This is a genomic window from Clostridium zhoujianii (assembly GCF_051590805.1).
GTDB lineage: Bacteria > Bacillota > Clostridia > Clostridiales > Clostridiaceae > Clostridium.
On record NZ_JBPUTF010000001.1, the window covers coordinates 59,514 to 76,610 of the forward strand.

Annotated in this window: 19 protein-coding genes and 1 riboswitch; of the genes, 18 read left to right on the plus strand and 1 reads right to left on the minus strand. The window is 29.7% G+C overall.

Going from position 1 to position 17,097, the window contains the following annotated elements; translation table 11 throughout:
- Window positions 1-171: 171 nt before the first annotated feature.
- The 7 genes from pdxS to ACSYT2_RS00350 all read left to right on the plus strand — a co-directional run bounded on the left by pdxS (window position 172) and on the right by ACSYT2_RS00350 (window position 6,009).
- On the plus strand, window positions 172-1,041 hold the full coding sequence (pdxS, locus tag ACSYT2_RS00320; protein ID WP_430857537.1) for a pyridoxal 5'-phosphate synthase lyase subunit PdxS: 870 nt from the start codon (window positions 172-174) through the stop codon (window positions 1,039-1,041).
- Between the two features lies 1 nt (window position 1,042).
- Complete coding sequence (pdxT, locus tag ACSYT2_RS00325) at window positions 1,043-1,618, plus strand: pyridoxal 5'-phosphate synthase glutaminase subunit PdxT (RefSeq protein WP_438382743.1); 576 nt, start codon at window positions 1,043-1,045, stop codon at window positions 1,616-1,618.
- A gap of 142 nt (window positions 1,619-1,760) precedes the next feature.
- Window positions 1,761-2,099 carry a PadR family transcriptional regulator gene (locus ACSYT2_RS00330; RefSeq protein WP_438382745.1) on the plus strand — a complete coding sequence of 113 codons (339 nt, stop codon included), beginning with the start codon at window positions 1,761-1,763 and terminating at the stop codon, window positions 2,097-2,099.
- Window positions 2,083-2,631, plus strand: a complete 549-nt coding sequence (locus ACSYT2_RS00335) for a DUF2812 domain-containing protein (RefSeq protein WP_430857534.1) — start codon at window positions 2,083-2,085, stop codon at window positions 2,629-2,631. The genes ACSYT2_RS00330 and ACSYT2_RS00335 overlap by 17 nt, the downstream gene beginning before the upstream one ends.
- Window positions 2,632-2,659: 28 nt before the next feature.
- Window positions 2,660-2,902 (plus strand): hypothetical protein, encoded by a 243-nt coding sequence (locus tag ACSYT2_RS00340; protein ID WP_430857533.1) that lies wholly within the window; start codon window positions 2,660-2,662, stop codon window positions 2,900-2,902.
- 157 nt (window positions 2,903-3,059) lie between these two features.
- Complete coding sequence (locus ACSYT2_RS00345; protein ID WP_430857532.1) at window positions 3,060-3,752, plus strand: response regulator transcription factor; 693 nt, start codon at window positions 3,060-3,062, stop codon at window positions 3,750-3,752.
- Window positions 3,727-6,009 (plus strand): histidine kinase dimerization/phospho-acceptor domain-containing protein, encoded by a 2,283-nt coding sequence (locus tag ACSYT2_RS00350; protein ID WP_438382747.1) that lies wholly within the window; start codon window positions 3,727-3,729, stop codon window positions 6,007-6,009. Before ACSYT2_RS00345 ends, ACSYT2_RS00350 begins: the two co-directional genes overlap by 26 nt.
- Window positions 6,010-6,122: 113 nt before the next feature.
- Here the strand turns inward: ACSYT2_RS00350 and ACSYT2_RS00355 are convergent, their stop codons facing one another.
- Window positions 6,123-6,629, minus strand: a complete 507-nt coding sequence (locus ACSYT2_RS00355) for a hypothetical protein (protein WP_438382749.1) — start codon at window positions 6,627-6,629, stop codon at window positions 6,123-6,125.
- Between the two features lie 102 nt (window positions 6,630-6,731).
- Between ACSYT2_RS00355 and ACSYT2_RS00360 the strand changes: the two genes are divergently transcribed.
- The 11 genes from ACSYT2_RS00360 (at window position 6,732) to ACSYT2_RS00410 (ending at window position 17,081) form a co-directional block, all read left to right on the plus strand.
- Window positions 6,732-7,475, plus strand: coding sequence for an SDR family NAD(P)-dependent oxidoreductase (locus ACSYT2_RS00360; RefSeq protein WP_430857529.1), 744 nt, complete (start codon window positions 6,732-6,734; stop codon window positions 7,473-7,475).
- Window positions 7,476-7,557: 82 nt separating this feature from the next.
- On the plus strand, window positions 7,558-8,892 hold the full coding sequence (locus ACSYT2_RS00365; RefSeq protein WP_430857528.1) for an MATE family efflux transporter: 1,335 nt from the start codon (window positions 7,558-7,560) through the stop codon (window positions 8,890-8,892).
- A 29-nt stretch (window positions 8,893-8,921) separates the two neighbouring features.
- Window positions 8,922-9,197: a DUF503 domain-containing protein gene (locus ACSYT2_RS00370; protein ID WP_430857599.1), complete on the plus strand. Its 276-nt coding sequence runs from the start codon at window positions 8,922-8,924 to the stop codon at window positions 9,195-9,197.
- A 9-nt stretch (window positions 9,198-9,206) separates the two neighbouring features.
- The gene (locus ACSYT2_RS00375) at window positions 9,207-9,701 is read left to right on the plus strand and encodes a GNAT family N-acetyltransferase (protein ID WP_438382751.1); all 495 of its coding nucleotides are present in this window, start codon (window positions 9,207-9,209) and stop codon (window positions 9,699-9,701) included.
- 90 nt (window positions 9,702-9,791) lie between these two features.
- A riboswitch (SAM riboswitch) is annotated at window positions 9,792-9,919 on the plus strand.
- Window positions 9,920-10,031: 112 nt separating this feature from the next.
- A complete protein-coding gene (locus ACSYT2_RS00380; RefSeq protein ID WP_430857526.1) occupies window positions 10,032-10,994 on the plus strand; it encodes a methionine ABC transporter ATP-binding protein in 963 nt (320 codons plus the stop codon).
- Between the two features lies 1 nt (window position 10,995).
- Window positions 10,996-11,634 (plus strand): methionine ABC transporter permease, encoded by a 639-nt coding sequence (locus tag ACSYT2_RS00385; RefSeq protein WP_430857525.1) that lies wholly within the window; start codon window positions 10,996-10,998, stop codon window positions 11,632-11,634.
- A 19-nt stretch (window positions 11,635-11,653) separates the two neighbouring features.
- Window positions 11,654-12,460 (plus strand): MetQ/NlpA family ABC transporter substrate-binding protein, encoded by an 807-nt coding sequence (locus tag ACSYT2_RS00390; protein WP_430857524.1) that lies wholly within the window; start codon window positions 11,654-11,656, stop codon window positions 12,458-12,460.
- Between the two features lie 205 nt (window positions 12,461-12,665).
- A complete protein-coding gene (locus ACSYT2_RS00395) occupies window positions 12,666-13,769 on the plus strand; it encodes an HD-GYP domain-containing protein (RefSeq protein ID WP_430857523.1) in 1,104 nt (367 codons plus the stop codon).
- Between the two features lie 148 nt (window positions 13,770-13,917).
- Entirely contained in the window at window positions 13,918-15,021 is a 1,104-nt protein-coding gene (locus ACSYT2_RS00400) for an HD-GYP domain-containing protein (RefSeq protein ID WP_430857522.1), read from the plus strand.
- Window positions 15,022-15,303: 282 nt separating this feature from the next.
- Entirely contained in the window at window positions 15,304-15,792 is a 489-nt protein-coding gene (locus tag ACSYT2_RS00405; RefSeq protein WP_430857521.1) for an RNA polymerase sigma factor, read from the plus strand.
- A 2-nt stretch (window positions 15,793-15,794) separates the two neighbouring features.
- The gene (locus ACSYT2_RS00410; RefSeq protein ID WP_430857520.1) at window positions 15,795-17,081 is read left to right on the plus strand and encodes a DUF4179 domain-containing protein; all 1,287 of its coding nucleotides are present in this window, start codon (window positions 15,795-15,797) and stop codon (window positions 17,079-17,081) included.
- Window positions 17,082-17,097 lie beyond the last annotated feature (16 nt).

The following is a 17,097-nucleotide window of genomic DNA, read 5'->3' on the forward strand; positions in this document are numbered from 1 at the left end:
AAAATTAATTAAGATAAGATAACTTTAAGTAGTTATCTTATTTTTTATTTTGCCTCCATATACAATCAAAAACTATGTTATCCATATAAAAATAAATGTACCCATACATTTGCAAAGTAGGATTTTAATATATAAAATACATATTATTACAATAAAAAAGGGGGCAAGAAAATGGAAAGAAAAGTAGTAAATAAAAACCTTGCACAAATGTTAAAGGGTGGAGTAATTATGGATGTTACTAATAAGGAGGAAGCAATTATTGCAGAAAAAGCTGGGGCATGTGCAGTAATGGCTCTTGAAAGGGTACCTTCAGATATTAGAAAAGAAGGTGGAGTTGCTAGGATGTCTGATCCAAAAATGATTAAGGAAATTCAAGAAGCTGTATCTATTCCAGTTATGGCTAAAGTAAGGATAGGACATTTTGTTGAGGCACAAATATTAGAAAGTCTAAATATTGACTTTATTGATGAAAGTGAAGTATTAACACCAGCAGATGATAAATATCATATTGATAAAGAAAGTTTTAAGGTTCCTTTTGTCTGTGGTGCAACAAACATAGGTGAAGCATTAAGAAGAATTGCTGAGGGAGCATCTATGATAAGAACTAAGGGTGAGGCTGGAACAGGAGATGTAGTTCAAGCTGTAACCCATATGAGAACTATGAGGGATGAGATAAGGAAAATTCAAAATGCTCCAAAAGAAGAATTAATGACTATAGCAAAGGAACATAATGCACCATATGATTTAGTATTTTATCTTTGGGAAAATGGTAAGTTACCAGTAGTTAATTTTGCTGCTGGGGGAATAGCAACCCCTGCAGATGCAGCATTAATGATGCAATTAGGAAGTGAAGGAGTATTTGTAGGTTCAGGTATCTTTAAATCTGGAGATCCAGAAAAAAGAGCTAGGGCAATAGTTCTTGCTACAACATACTATAACAATCCAGAGAAACTTGCAGAAATATCAACGGATTTAGGGGAAGCCATGAGTGGAGATTCTGCTAAAGATGTGAAAGTAAAATACGCTGAAAGAGGATGGTAGGATGAAAATTGGAGTCCTATCTCTTCAGGGTGGAGTAATAGAACATCTAAAACATATTGAAAAATTAGGTTATGAAGGAGTTCAGGTTAAGGAAGTAAAAGATTTAGATAGAATTAATGGAATTATACTACCAGGAGGGGAGAGTACTACGGTAGGAAAGTTATTAAATATAACTGGACTTATGAATCCATTAAGGAGAAGAATTCAAAATGGGTTACCCACCTGGGGAACTTGTGCAGGAATGATACTTTTAGCAAAAGAATTAAATAATGATAAGAGAAGGCACCTATCCTTAATGAATATAAAAGTTAAGAGAAATGCCTTTGGAAAACAGATAGATAGTTTCAAAACAAATAAGATTATAGAAAAGGTAGGAAGTAAACCACTAGAACTTGTATTTATTAGAGCACCATATATTACTGAAGTTGGAGAGAGTGTAGAAATTCTTTGCAAGGTTAAAGATAAGATTGTTGCAGTAAGAGAAGGAAATTTATTAGCCACATCATTTCATCCAGAACTAACTAATGATACAAGTTTATTAGAGTATTTTATTAGGGAATTTATAGAAAGTAAATAGAAGTATGCTCATAGCTTAATCATTTAAGATTATCTGTGAGCATATTTTTATTTGGGATATATTGACTTATATATCGTAGGGCGATATAATGATATTAAGATATATCAGCTAACGATATAACGTTAGACGTAAGGAGGAAAATATGTCAGAAAGCAATGAAAAGGGAGCGTTAACAGAGGCAGTTTATTATATTTTATTAGCATTAAGTGAGCCATTACATGGTTATGGAATAATGCAATTAGTTAAGGATATGAGCTTTAATAGAGTAGATCTTGGACCGGGAACACTGTATGGAGCATTAAATACAATGGTGAAAAAAGAGTGGATAGAGGTAGTTTCTCAGGGGGGAGATAAAGGTAAGAAAGAATATTTAATTACGGATTTAGGACGATCAGTTGTAAAAAGAGAAATATTAAGGTTACAAGAACTTTTTGAAAATGGAAAAAGGATTTATGGAGGAGATAATGATGGAAATAAGTAAATGGAGGTACTTTGTAAACTGTGAAAATGAAGAAAAGTGGCTAAATGAAATGTCAGCTAAAGGTTATATATTTACTAATTTTGATCATTGTCAATATACATTTAAAAGGGGAGAGCTAGGAAAGTATATTTATAGAATTCAATTTTTAGATGGTAATGAAACAGAAGAAGAGTATGCAGAGGTATTAAAAGATTCTGGAATTGATATAGTCAGTAGAGTTGGGAAATGGGTATATCTTAGACGAGATTCAAAAGAGGGAGAGTTTGAGATATTTACTGATATAGATTCAAAGGTTGCGAACTATCAAAAGATGACGTCATTTACTACTAGATTGGCATATGGCGCATTTATTACCCTTTTATTAAGTATTTTTATTGCTATAAAGTGTGCAAATATTAATAGTTTTTTTAGCGGCTTTGGTACTGGAATGGCATTTGTATTATTACCTATGAATTTATTTTTAGATAGTGCTGCCTTTAAATATAGAAATCATATGAATGAGCTAATTAAAGAGAAAACATTATACGAATAAAATTTTAAATATATAGGGGGAAATAACTATGAATTCTGATATAGAATATTATGATAAAATTATAAAATCCACATGTCTTATTACTGGGGTTAATGTAGTTATACTGAATGTATTAATATTTTTAATGATATTTGTTTTAAAAAGTGGATCGGCATTAAATTTAGTACTTATTGTATTAATATCTATTGAGGCAACAGTAGTAATAATGTTATCCACCAAGATAATTCAATATGTTAAAAAAAGAAAAGAATTACTAGAAAAGAGTGAATAAAAATTTAAGGACTTTAATTCTTTCGAATTTCGTAAGAATTAAAGTCCTTTGTTTGTAATTATTAACCTTTATTATATACACAAAGGATTTATTACTATCAAGGATAAAAGCTATTATGTTAAGATTAAAGAGAATTTTAAAGATTTTGGAGGATAAGATGAAGGGGTACAACGTTTTAGTAGTAGATGACGATAAAGCTATAGTAGAAGCAATTGAGATATATTTAACTACAGAAGGATATAAGGTCTACAAGGCATTTGATGGCTTAGAAGCATTAAAAATAATTAAAGATGAAGAAATACATTTAGTAATAATGGATATAATGATGCCTAACATGGATGGAACAAGGGCAACAATGAAAATAAGAGAAGAAAAAGAAATACCAATAATAATGCTTTCTGCTAAGTCTGAGGATATTGATAAGATACTTGGATTAAATGTAGGGGCAGATGATTATGTAACAAAACCTTTTAATCCTTTAGAACTAATAGCTAGAGTAAACTCGCAGATAAGAAGGTATACAAGATTTTCTCCACTAAAAAAGGAAAAATCAATAATTACTATTGGAGGGTTAGAGATAAATAAAGATAGTAAAGAAGTCACAGTAGATGGAATTCTAGCAAGGCTAACTCCACTAGAATTTAAGATTTTAACTTTACTTATGGAGAATCCAGGGAGAGTATTTTCAATTGAAGAAATATACGAAAGGGTATGGAATGAGGTAGCTTATAATGTTGATACAGTTACTGTGCATATTAGGAGAATAAGAGAGAAGATAGAAATAAATCCAAAAGAACCAAGATATTTAAAGGTGGTGTGGGGTATTGGATACAAAATTGAAAAGCAATAAAAAATATATAAATAATAGACTTTGGATGTTGTCACTTATCATTGTTATATTGCCACTTATACTAGTAATAACATATGCAAACAGTAATAAGCATGATACTAGTAATTCAGTAAAATCCAATTATGTAAATGAAATATATAGCACATTAAATGATTTGACAATGTATGCAGAAGATTTAAAAGGTACTTTAAGGGAAGATTCAATAATCTCTCAAGTTGAGGAAGAAAAGAGATTACTCAAGGAAAATATTGAAAGTACAGAATCAAATATAGAGATAAGGGAAAATAAGATAAAGGATGACTATAATAACAATTATTATGATAAGAATATACCATTAGAACAGCATATTAATAATGATTATGAGTTAATAAATTTAAAAAAAATATTAGATGAAGCAAAAAAAAATTTAGGTAAGTCTGATGAACAAATAAGAAGAATGGTTGTTAATAATTTTAGGGTACAGGTTGATCAAGATATACAAAGATTAAGTAATAACGTTAATGTAGAGTATTTTTTGGGGAATGTTAACCCAGATAAGGCTATAACAAATGTAAATGTAGAGTCTGCAGAAGAGTTTATTGAAGAAACCAAGGATAAATATAAATATTATGTTATGAATTGGGTTGATAATGAAAAAAATCTAAGAAGTGATACTTCTAAAACTATGATGGGAGTATTAAGATACAATGGGAATGAATATAATGAATATGCTAAATTAATAAGGATAAAGGAACCATTAGTTCCAGGAGATACTATTTATGATGTAGTATCTAATAAGGAATTTTCTGATAAGGTTTATAAAATAGGTAGTATAATATTAGCTATATGCTTCGTCCTTGCTACAGCTTTAATCATAAGTATATACAAGAATAGAAAGCTAGATGTGAAAGAGAATGTATTTATTAAACTATATAGTAAACTTTATTTGGAATTTAAAATGGCAGTAATACTTTTAATGGCGGTATCCTTCTATGTGATACTTAATGAATTTAGGTGGATTATAGATAAAAATACAGATAATGATATGTTTGTAATTATATCTATTTTAGGAGCAGTTATTATATTAGTGATAGCAAGTTACTTAGTTCTATCTGATATTTACAAGTTGCTTAAGGGAATAAACAAGAAAAAGGTAATTAATGAAGTAGTTAATAAGACTGTATTATATAAATTCACTAAGTATATATTAAAATTTAAAAATAATTTAAAAGGTGTATTAAAAGATATATGGAAAGTTAGATCAACAGCAGAAAAAACAATCATTACAGTTGGATTATTATTTATTTATGTAATGGTGATTGTAGGAGAAATAGTAGCAATATTATTAGGTTTAATTCAAATAGTTATTATATTATTCATTGTTTCAGTAATACTAACTATCGCAATATTTAAATTTATATTAGGATTAGCACAGAATATAAACTTGATTAAGGATATTACAGGAAGTATAGTACAGGGGAATTACAATAATAAGGTTGATATAAATGGAATAGGCATAATTAAAGATATAGCGGATGATTTATCTAATATTGAAACAGGATTAAATAAAGCTGTAAATAAAGCTGTAAGTAGTGAAAGAACCAAGGGGGAATTAATAACAAATGTTTCTCATGATTTAAAAACACCACTTACCTCAATAATTAATTATGTTGACCTTCTGAGTAAAGATAATGTATCAGAAGAAGATAGAGAAAAGTATATATCTGTACTTAAAGAAAAGTCATTAAGGTTAAAGGGATTAATAGAAGATTTGTTTGAAGTATCCAAGGCGTCTTCAGGATCTATGGAGCTTAATATGGAAAATATTGATCCAGTAGCTTTACTTAGGCAAACAATAGGAGAATTTGAGGATAAGATTGAAGGGTCAGGATTAGAATTTATTAAAAGATTACCAGAGGAAAAGCTATTTGTTTACGCAGATGGAAGAAAGGCCTTTAGGGTATTCCAAAATTTAATTTCTAATATATTAAAGTATTCTCTTAAGGGATCAAGAGTTTATATTGAAGTTGTAGATAGGAAAGAAAGTGTGGAGATAACTTTCAAAAATATTTCACAGCATGAATTAAATTTTAATGAAGAGGAAATCTTAGAAAGGTTTAAAAGAGGGGATGAAGCAAGATCTACAGAAGGATATGGACTTGGTCTTGCAATAGCTAAAAGTTTAGTAGAGCTTCAAGGTGGAGAGTTTGAAATTGTTATTGATGGAGATTTATTTAAGGCAATAGTTATGTTAAAGAAGAAAGTAGATATGAATTAAAGAGATATTAAGGAGAGATAATTTTCAAATAAAAAATTATCTCTCCTTATTGCATATTCTTATATTCTTGAGAATATAAGAATATGCAGGTATAATGCGGGTTTAAATGTAATCTAGGCTGTATAATAAAAAAGATTGGAATAGAACTTCATATCTTCATCATTTTCAAAGAAACAAGGAAATTTCATATTGTAGTTTCCCCATATGGTTATAGGTTTTTTAGTGAAATAAAAAGTAACAAAGAAAATCTCTCTAGTGTTTAGGCGAGTAAGTAATGGAATTAAGTCTTTGGAAAGTAGTTTATAATAAACCCCAGTATGAGTATTATTTTCTATTATGGATTTAAGGAGTTCTTTATCCTTATCACCTGCTAGGTTTATAATATTGTTTTTATCTTCTTGAGAAAGCTTGCTTATATAAAAATCTATAAAGCATTCTCCATCATTTTCATCATAAATATTCTTTATTAGGTCGATAATTTTATCTTCATTAAAATTTAGAGCCTTGAAATCTAAAGTGATATTAGGAAAAGAATTAAAGCCATCAACAATATTTTTAAATGCAACAGAAACGTTGTCATTAAATTCAAAATCTGTCAAATAATTTAAAGAATTTAACATATTTATACACCTCATTATGATATTATAGATATATAGTAATAAAAACTATCAATATTGTCTATTACTAAATATAAAGAGAATTGATGAGAAGGAGAGAAACTTATGAGACTTAAAGACAAGATCATAATAGTGACTGGAGCATCAAGGGGGATAGGCAATGCTGTTGCAGATGCCTTACTATCTGAAGGGGGTAAGGTTATTGTATGTGCATCTAATCAAAAGAATGCAGATAAGGCAGCAGCAGGTTTAAAGGAAAAACATAAGAATAGTGAGATATTGGCAATAGGTGTTGACAATCATAGTACTAAAGAAATAGAAGGAGCAGTTGTAAAAGTAAGAGAAGCCTTTGGAAGGGTAGATGTACTTATTAATAATGCAGGTATTTCTAGTGGGACAAATTTCTTGGAAATGACAGAAGAAGAATTTGGTAATATTATGGAAGTAAACCTAATGGGAGTTTTTAGATGGTGTAAAGCTGTAGTGCCGTTAATGAAAGACAATGGAGGCAGTATAATAAATACTTCATCTATGGTTGGTACTTATGGAACAAAGAGTGGTTGTAGTTATGCTACATCAAAGTTCGCAGTAAATGGATTAAGTAAGTCCCTTGCAAAAGAACTTGGTAAATATAAAATAAGAGTTAATTGTGTAGCCCCTGGAGTTACTGCTACTGATATGGTTGAGGCTTTACCTGATTCAGTTGTAGATAGTCTATCTGCAATGACACCTTTATCAAGGGTAGGAAAACCAGAGGAGTTAGCAGGTGCATATGTATACCTAGCTTCTGATGAATCATCCTTTGTAACAGGTAGTATAATAGCTGTTGATGGGGGCCTTGTTATGTAATATAATATTAAATATGTTATATTGGGTGTTTTAATACGCCCAATATTTTTTTGTGGATAGAAAAAGTAAAGGAAGTGAACAAATGAAAAAATTGGATTTAGGAAAAGAAAAAATATCAAAGTTATTTTTAAAATATGCTATACCAAGTGTTATAAGTAGTATTATTTTCTCGATTTATATTGTAATTGACGGAATATTTGTAGGTCAGGTAGTAGGATCTCAAGGCCTTGCAGCAATAAATATAGCTATGCCCATTTTTAGTACAGCATTAGCTTTAGGAATAATGGTATCTGTTGGTGGTAACACTGTAACAAGTATTGAGCTTGGTGCTGGGAAACAGGAGGAGGCAAGAAAGAGCTTTAGTCTTGGATTTTATTCTTTAATGACCGTTAGTAGTATTATGGGAATTATAATTTTTATCTTCAGAATGCCAATATCCATAGCATTAGGAGCATCAGGAGAGTTGATAAAACCTGTAATTGAATACTTAGTTATATTATGTGTATGTGTTCCTGCATTTACAGGTGGAAGTTATCTTGCAGCAGGAATTAGGACAATGGGAAGACCAAGTTTTTCAATGTTTTGTACAGTTTTGGGATCAGTATTAAATATAATTTTAGATTATGTATTTGTGGTAATGTGGGGATTAGGTGTTGCAGGAGCAGCATTAGCTTCAGGAATAGCCTTCTTTATATCCTTTTTATTAGCTTTATATGGAATAGAAGCTAAGGATTCAATATTGAGGCTTACTAAATGTAAAGTAGATTTTATGAAGATCGGTAGATTCTTTTATAATGGTTCCTCAGAAGCTTTAACAGAAATAGCTTTTGCATTTACAACCTTTATATTTAATATAGTACTTATGAATAGAATTGGTGAGATGGGTGTTTCAGCATTTTCAATTATTCAATATATAGCGGCATTGGTTGTAGCAGTATTTTTAGGTATTGCAAATGGAATAACACCTATTATAAGCTATAACTATGGAGCTAAAAATGGAGATAGAATAAAAAATCTTATTAAACTAGCTTTTAAGGTTATGATTTTTCTTGGTATTATTTGTACAGCAGGATTATTCTTTGGAGGAGAGTCTCTTATATCACTATTTGTAAGTAATGATCCAGATTTACTAGAAACTACAGCTTGGGCATGTAAGATATACTCTTTAGCCTTTTTAGTAAGTGGATTAAATATTTTAGCATCCTCTTATTTTACTGCTTTAGAAGATGCGAAAACTTCTGCAATAGTATCCTTGTTAAGAGGAATAGTCTTTATATCATTAGGTATAATATTATTACCTAGATTTATAGGGGATACAGGTGTATGGGCTACAATGATATTTAGTGAAGTTTTAACATTAGTTGTTGCATTAACTCTGATGAAGAAATCATATATAGGATTAGGAGAGTTATTATAAGGAGTGATTTAATAGTGAAGGTATTGGTAATGGAAATTAGCATACGTGTTAGCTTTGTACATTCATTAAAGGAAAAGAGAATGATTGTAAGAAGTATCACTCAAAGACTTAAGAATAAATTTAATTTATCAGTTGGAGAAACCTCTGAGCAGGATAATCATAAGATTATAGGAATAGGAATAACAGGAGTTTGTGGAAGTGATGCTATAGCAGATTCCACAAAGGAAAAGATAATTGATTTTATTGAAAATAATTGTGATGGAGAGATTATAGATATTTTTGATGAGGTTTTGGATTACAATTAGGAGGGAATAATGGGGCTAAGGCAAGGTAGATTAGAAGATTTAGATTATATAGTTGCAATAAAAAATAAAGCTATAGAATTTTATAAAGATAGTGGGATTAATTGGACAGAAGACTATCCAAATAAAGAAGTATTTAAAAAAGATATAGAAAAATCTGAGCTATTTATCCTAGGTAAGGAAGATATTATAGGAATAGTAGTATTAAATGATGAAGAAGATATTAACTATAAAAAGGTTAAATGGGAAAAGCGAGAAAGAAACTTAGTAATACATAGACTTTTTATTAATCCTGAATATGCTAGAAAAGGTATGGGGAAAAAATTATTAGAGGAAGTTGAATTCTATGCTAGATCAAATAATATTATGTCAATTAAGTTAGATACTAATACAGGAAATAAGGGGGCTCAAAGCCTTTACAGAAGTATGGGATATAAGTTTATTGACGAAATTTGTCTTGAAGGTAAAGAGGGAAAGTTTTATGCTATACAAAAAATATTAGAATAATTTTGAAAAAGTATTGACAAATCCAATAGAAGGTAATATATTATTAAACAAGAAGCAATTGCTTAATAAAAAACAAAATAAAAGATTAATATCTTATCCAGAGTGGTGGAGGGACTGGCCCTATGAAACCCAGCAACCGATATGATGGTTCATTTACCAATTCATAATAACGGTGCTAATTCCTGCAGTGATTTTTTAGAATTGCTGGTAGATAAGAGAATAGATTAGATTAGTGATTTCATGCACTAGAGATTTATTCTCTAGTGCATTTATTTTTATTCAAAATTAGAAAAGACATTATTAAAACTAACAGAAGGAGGGGGACGTAAAATGATAGAAATCAAAGGTTTAAGTAAAAGTTTTGGGGGAACAGAAGTTTTAAAGGACATAGCAATAAGCATAAATGAAGGGGAAATTTACGGTATAATCGGACACAGTGGGGCTGGAAAGTCTACATTGTTAAGATGCATAAATGGATTAGAATCTTATGACGAGGGGCAATTAAAAGTCATGGGAAAGGAAGTCTCAGAGCTAGGGGCTAAAGAGCTTAGAGAATTCAGAAAAGATTTAGGTATGATATTCCAAAACTTTAATTTACTTAAAAGAAAGACAGTATATCAAAATGTTGCTCTTCCACTGGAAGTTTGGGGATATTCTAGAATAGAAATAGATAAAAAGGTGAAAGAACTTTTAAAGTTAGTTGGGTTAGAAGATAAAGTAAATAGCAAGCCGTCATCTCTAAGCGGGGGGCAAAAGCAAAGAGTGGCAATTGCTAGGGCTTTAGCATTAGAGCCAAAGGTACTTTTGTGTGATGAAGCTACATCAGCTTTAGATCCTAAGATAACAAAAGATATCTTAGCTTTAATATCTAAAATTAATAAAGAGTTAGGAATAACAGTAGTTATGGTAACTCACCAAATGGAAGTTATAAAAGATGTATGTGAAAAAGTTGCTTTAATTGATGGGGGCATAATTAAAGCAGAAGGAAGGGCTGAAGAGCTATTCCTAAAACCAGGAGCACCACTTAAGAAGTTCTTAGGGGAAGAGGAAGATACTACACTACCTGTTGATGGAATTAATATAAGAATATTCTTCCCTGCAGATTGTTCAGAGAATGCACTGATTACAAGAATGGCTAGAGAGGCAAATGTTGACTTCTCAATAGTTTGGGGGAAACTTGAGAAGTTCAGAGATAATGTTCTTGGAAGCTTAGTTATTAATGTAGAAGAAAAGGACAAGGATATAGTATTTAGTTATCTAGAAAGTAAAAATATAGAATGGGAGGTAATCTAGTATGTGGGAATTATTAGCACCAGCTATAAAAGAAACAATGATTATGGTTATACCATCAACAATATTTGCTGTAATAATAGGATTTATTTTAGCAATAATTCTTACAGTAACAGATGAAAATGGATTAAAACCAAATAAAGGAATTTATAAAGTCTTAGATTTTATAGTAAATACACTTAGAAGCTTTCCATTTCTAATCCTAATGGTTGCAATAATACCATTTACAAGATTAATAGTAGGTACATCAATAGGAGAAATAGCTACAATAGTACCACTTACAATAGCAGCTGCACCATTTGTAGCTAGGGTTATAGAATCTGCTTTAAAAGAAGTAGATCCAGGAGTTATAGAAGCAGCTAAATCATTTGGGGCATCAGATAGTCAAATAATATTTAAAGTAATGCTGAAAGAAGCAGTACCATCAATATTAGCAGGAATTATACTTACAATTATTAGTTTGATTGGATATTCAGCTATGGCAGGTACAATGGGGGGCGGGGGTCTAGGATCTCTAGCAATAAGATATGGATATCAAAGATTCCAAACAGATGTTATGGTTGCAACAGTTATAGTATTAATTATTATTGTTCAAGGACTACAAAGTTTAGGAAATTATTTTTATAAAAAACTATCAAAGTAAATAAAAGGGGGAATTTAAAATGAAAAAAACAAAATTATTAACAATAGCATTAGCAGGAGTATTAGCTTTAGGTTTAGTAGGGTGTGGTGGATCTAAAGATGACAAAACAATAAAAATTGGGGTATCAGCAGTGCCTCATGAAGAAATAGTAAAAGCAATTCAACCATTAGTTGAAGCAGAAGGATATACTTTAGATATTAAAGTATATGATGAGTATTTAATACAAGATACAGCAGTTAATGATGGAGAGTTAGATGCAAACTACTTCCAACATATTGCATTTTTAAATCAAGCTAATGAATCAAAAGGATATGATCTTGTAAATGCAGCAGAGATTCATATAGAACCAATGGCTTTATACTCTAAGTCTATAAAGAGTTTAGAAGATTTAAAAGATGGAGCTACAATAGCTATTCCAAATGATCCATCTAATGAAGCTAGAGCTTTACAATTACTTCAAAGTGCAGGATTAATTAAAGTTAAGGATGGAGATACAATAACTCCTATAGATATAACTGAAAACAAGAAGAATTTAAAGTTTAAAGAATTAGATGCAGCGCAACTTCCTAGAACATTAGAAGAGGTTGATGGAGCAGTTATAAATGGTAACTATGCATTACAAGCTGATTTAGATGCAACAAAAGATGGGATTTATGTTGAAGATAAGAATGATGAGAAGTTAAAGCAAGCAAGAAATATCTTAGCTGTTAAGAAAGAAAACTTAGATTCTGAAAAGACTAAGGTTCTTAAGAAGGCACTAACTTCAGACGAAGCTAAGAAGTTTATTGAAGAAAAATATCATGGTACTGTAATAGCGGTATTCTAATAAAACAATATAATAATTAATGAAACTTATATGGATTATTTCCTAGGAAATAATCCATATAAGTTTTTTTATTACTATATAAACCTATAAAAAGACAATATATTTGTTGTTTGATTAAAAGTTTTTATATAAATATTGGGAAAATCATATTGTTATGGTAAAATTAAGATTATATAGTGAAAGTTAGCAGAAGAGGAGAGGTAATATGAGATTAATACCTATAGAATGCGTTCGTGAAGAATCCTGTTTAGGAAAGACTATAAATGATAATAGTGGTAGAGTGTTATTAAAAGAGGGTACAAGATTAACTGAATCTATTATTAAGAAAATTCAACTTTTAGGTATAGAATCTATTTATATTGATGATGAGTATAGTAATGAAGAAATTAGTGAAGTTATAAGGCCAGAACTTAGAGAAAAGTCTATATCGGCAGTTAAGGAAACTTTTAAAAGTATTGATAGAATAGCAAAAGAGCAGGAAAAAGGGCCAAGATCTGCAATAGATAAACGAAACAAGGAGTATTTTGGTTCAATATACGGTGTTGCAGAGGAAATTTTAAATAATGTATTTGCAAATAATAATATGTTATTTGGATTAGTTGATATGAAGGGTATGGACAACTTTACTTATGGTCATTCAGTAAATGTTGCTGTAATTTCATTAATTATGGGAATAAGTTTAAAGATGCATAAAGATGACTTAACAGAGTTATGTTTAGGGGCATTATCTCATGATATTGGAAAGATATTTATACCAAAGGAGATAACAAGCAAGACAAGTAATCTTACTGAAGATGAAAGTAATCTATTTAAGGAACACACTGAAAAAGGTTATGAGTATTTAAAAGAAAATTTTAAATTTAAAACTAGGAGTATGCTAGTAGCATTACAACATCATGAGCAGGTTGATGGTAGGGGTTACCCCTATGGAATTACTGGAGAGAGTATTCATATATATTCAAAGATAGTATCAATTGCAAACTGCTTTGATTTACTTACTTCGAAAATAGGAAATAGAAAAGCTCTATCAGTTGCTGATGCATTAGAATACATAATGGCACAAGCTGGTAGAATCTTTGATTTCGAACTTGTAGAGTTATTTTCTAGAATAATTGTTATATATCCAGTTGGGACAGTTGTAGAACTAAGCAATGGTGATACAGCAATGGTACAAGGTACACCAGCTAACTACCCATTAAGACCTACAGTTAGGATTCTTAGAAGTGGTGATAGAAGTAGAAATGGGATGATTATTAATTTGTTAAATGAACTTTCATTAGTTATTAAAGAAGTTAAGTATATAGTGTAGGTAAAAGGTAAGTAGCATAAGTTATTCTATTTTTATTAAACTAAATGAAGCTTAAAGCTATTATTAATTCATTAAACTTAGTATTATAAGAAGTATATATATGATATGGTAGAATTAACTTAACAATATGTAAGAAGAGGTGGGGTTTATGAGACTTATTCCAATAGAATGTGTACGTGAATCTTCTTGCTTAGGAAGAACTATATATGATGATAATGGTAGAATATTGCTTAAAACAGGCACAAAGTTAACAAAAGCTGTTATTAAAAAGATTCAAGAGATGAAAATATATTCCATATATATAGTAGATGAATATAGCAAAGAAGAAGTAGAGGATGTTATACGACCAGAGCTAAGGCAGAAGTCCATAGCAGTAGTAAAGGAGACATTTAATAATATTGAGAGAATTGCTAAAGAAAAAGAACCAGGACCAAAGGCAGCTCTAATAAAAAAGAATAATGAATATTTTAGATCAATATATAGTGTTGCTGAAGAAATGATTAGTAATATTTTATCAAATAATAATATTCTAGTTAGTTTAGTAGACATAAAAAGTATGGATAACTATACATATCAGCATTCAGTAAATGTTGCTGTAATTTCATTAGTTATGGGTATAAGCTTAAAAATGCATAAGAGAGATTTATTAGAATTGTGTTTAGGGGCATTAACTCATGATATAGGTAAGGCTTTCATTCCAAAAGATATTACAACTAAGAATACTGACTTTACAATTGAAGAGAATAGCAAATATAAGGAACATACCCAAAAGGGATATGATTATCTAAGAAGTAATTTCTCTCTTAAGGCAGGAAGTAGGATGGCATCATTACAGCATCATGAGAGAATTGATGGATTAGGCTATCCAGAAGGGATAACTGGGGATAAGATCCATGAATATGCTAAGATAGTATCAATTGCAAATTGTTATGATGTACTTACTTCAGATTGTGCTTATAGAAGATCAATACCTGCAAGTGATGCCTTGGAATATATAATGGCACATGTAAACACATTATTTGATTTTGATTTAGTTAATCTATTCTCTAGGATAATAGTTACCTATCCAGCAGGGACTATTGTAAAACTTAGTAATGGGGATATTGCGTCAGTGCAAAGTACTCCACCTAATTTTCCTTTAAGGCCTACAGTTAAGATTATTAAAAGTATAGATAAAGGTAGAGAAGGACAAGTTATTGACCTACTAAATGAATTATCATTAGTAGTGATAAATGTAGAATATAATATATAGCATATTTAAATAGTAAAAGAACCTAGTAATTATGATATGCTCTCTTTATAGTAGACAGTTAAAATAATAAAACTGTTACTATAGAGGGGCAGTTCATTAAAGTGCTAGGTTCTTATTTTTTTATTTAATTTTAAATTAATACAGATATTTATCAACTTTATCAGAACAATACTTTATATTAAAAAAGTTTTCTATATATTTAAACAAAAAGGGCTTTTCACACGTCTTAATAGTATAGAGAGGAGTAGAGGAGAGATTAGCTTAAGGAGGAAGGGAAATTAGATGACAATTTTTAAAGATAAGAATAAATATTCTATATTAGAAGAATATGTAACATTAAATCAAGAAAAGTTATATAGATTAGCCTATATATATGTTAAGAATCAAGAAGATGCAATGGATATATTGCAAGAGAGTATATTAAAGGCATATAGGAATCTAGAAAAACTAAATGAGATAAAGACTTTAGAAAGGTGGATGAATAAAATCATTATTAATACTTCTCTAGATTTTATAAGGAAGAATTCTAAAATAACCTTAACTAATGATGAAGAATTAAAAAATATAGAAGAAGTAACAGATGGACATGAAGATGTTACTAATTCTGTGGATAACTTAGATACAGAATTAAAAACTGTGATTATTTTAAAATATTTCCATGGATATACAATAAATGAGATTGGAGAAATTTTAGGGTTGCCTATATCAACAGTGAAAAACAGAATACATAAGTCTTTGAATATTTTAAGGAAAGAGTTTAAGGGGGTATAAAGATGGATAAAGATATATTTGAAAAAGAAAAGTTAGAATATGAAAAAATGGAGATACCAGAGAATCTAGATTTTGCAGTTAGAAGCACATTAAAGAGAGCTAAATGGGAAAGAAATAAAATGAGAATTCTAAAGGGAATTGGTGGGTTTGCAGTAGCATGTATATTGTTTGTAGCAATTGTAAATCTATCACCAACAATTGCACAAGCTCTAAGTTCTATACCAGGATTAGATAAATTAGTAAGAATAGCTACTGCTGATTTCGAAGATAAAGGTTTAAGGAATGCTGCAGATAGTGGAATGGCAAAGGAAATTAATTATTATGAATCTAAAGATGGAGTAAACCTAAAAGTATTAACAGTAGCAGGAGACTATAAAAATTTATGGATTAACTATGAAATAAATGATATAAAAAAATATAATATAAAGCCTGAAATTATAGGAGATAATGGAGAAAATATTATGGGGGGGATGTTATTTGATCGTCCTATTACAGAAAAAGATAGTGATGCAATTAATGTTAATTTCAGAGAATTTATTCCTAAATTTAATTTGAAGTTAGAAATTTATGATAAAACTACTTCGGAGGAATATCCTTATGGAAGACTAGTAACTACATTTACAGTTCCTATAGAATTGGATAAAGAAATATTTGATGTACCTATGAAAGAGATAGAATTATCTAATACAAATATAAAAACAGAGGTTGGTAATATAAAAATACATTCATTAGAAAGCTCAAAAACGAGAACAGTAATGAAGTTTAATTTTGAAAGCGAAGATTATAAGTTTATGGATTTTAAAAATCCAAGGTTAATTGATGAAGAGGGAAATGAATATGTTTTACCATCTTGGTGGCATAATGGAGGTAATGATGAATTCAATCAGTTAGAGCTTCAAGGAGAAATTAAAGGCGATGTTAAAAAAATAAGATTTGTATGTGACGGTATATACTATGGACCTAAGGAAGTAGGAAAAATAACACTAGATATTAAGAATAAAAAAGTTGAAGATAATTATTATGGTTTTGAAGTTAAATCATGGGATGAAAATAATAAAGTTGTATTAGAGGCAAAGAATATAGTATCTGCAGAATTTGATTCACTATATGATGAAGATTTTAATCCACTTATCAAGAGTCCGGGGAGTTCATGGTATTTAGATGAAAATGAAGTTAATTCTGTAGCTGTAAATATTGAAATTCTTAATTATAGAGAAGAAAAGGCAGAACTAGAGATATATAGAATTATAAAAGATAAGACAAAACCAATAAATATAGAATTAAAATAAATAATGTATGAATAAA

Coding starts and splice junctions, on each gene's coding strand:
- ACSYT2_RS00355 (WP_438382749.1), bottom strand. CDS start 6,629: ATGTTAAATTCTTTAAATTATTTGACAGATTTTGAATTTAATGACAAC.
- ACSYT2_RS00345 (WP_430857532.1), top strand. CDS start 3,060: ATGAAGGGGTACAACGTTTTAGTAGTAGATGACGATAAAGCTATAGTA.
- ACSYT2_RS00405 (WP_430857521.1), top strand. CDS start 15,304: ATGACAATTTTTAAAGATAAGAATAAATATTCTATATTAGAAGAATAT.
- ACSYT2_RS00395 (WP_430857523.1), top strand. CDS start 12,666: ATGAGATTAATACCTATAGAATGCGTTCGTGAAGAATCCTGTTTAGGA.
- ACSYT2_RS00335 (WP_430857534.1), top strand. CDS start 2,083: ATGATGGAAATAAGTAAATGGAGGTACTTTGTAAACTGTGAAAATGAA.
- pdxT (WP_438382743.1), top strand. CDS start 1,043: ATGAAAATTGGAGTCCTATCTCTTCAGGGTGGAGTAATAGAACATCTA.
- ACSYT2_RS00375 (WP_438382751.1), top strand. CDS start 9,207: ATGGGGCTAAGGCAAGGTAGATTAGAAGATTTAGATTATATAGTTGCA.
- ACSYT2_RS00390 (WP_430857524.1), top strand. CDS start 11,654: ATGAAAAAAACAAAATTATTAACAATAGCATTAGCAGGAGTATTAGCT.
- ACSYT2_RS00340 (WP_430857533.1), top strand. CDS start 2,660: ATGAATTCTGATATAGAATATTATGATAAAATTATAAAATCCACATGT.
- ACSYT2_RS00360 (WP_430857529.1), top strand. CDS start 6,732: ATGAGACTTAAAGACAAGATCATAATAGTGACTGGAGCATCAAGGGGG.
- ACSYT2_RS00330 (WP_438382745.1), top strand. CDS start 1,761: ATGTCAGAAAGCAATGAAAAGGGAGCGTTAACAGAGGCAGTTTATTAT.
- ACSYT2_RS00380 (WP_430857526.1), top strand. CDS start 10,032: ATGATAGAAATCAAAGGTTTAAGTAAAAGTTTTGGGGGAACAGAAGTT.
- ACSYT2_RS00370 (WP_430857599.1), top strand. CDS start 8,922: ATGGAAATTAGCATACGTGTTAGCTTTGTACATTCATTAAAGGAAAAG.
- pdxS (WP_430857537.1), top strand. CDS start 172: ATGGAAAGAAAAGTAGTAAATAAAAACCTTGCACAAATGTTAAAGGGT.
- ACSYT2_RS00365 (WP_430857528.1), top strand. CDS start 7,558: ATGAAAAAATTGGATTTAGGAAAAGAAAAAATATCAAAGTTATTTTTA.
- ACSYT2_RS00385 (WP_430857525.1), top strand. CDS start 10,996: ATGTGGGAATTATTAGCACCAGCTATAAAAGAAACAATGATTATGGTT.
- ACSYT2_RS00410 (WP_430857520.1), top strand. CDS start 15,795: ATGGATAAAGATATATTTGAAAAAGAAAAGTTAGAATATGAAAAAATG.
- ACSYT2_RS00400 (WP_430857522.1), top strand. CDS start 13,918: ATGAGACTTATTCCAATAGAATGTGTACGTGAATCTTCTTGCTTAGGA.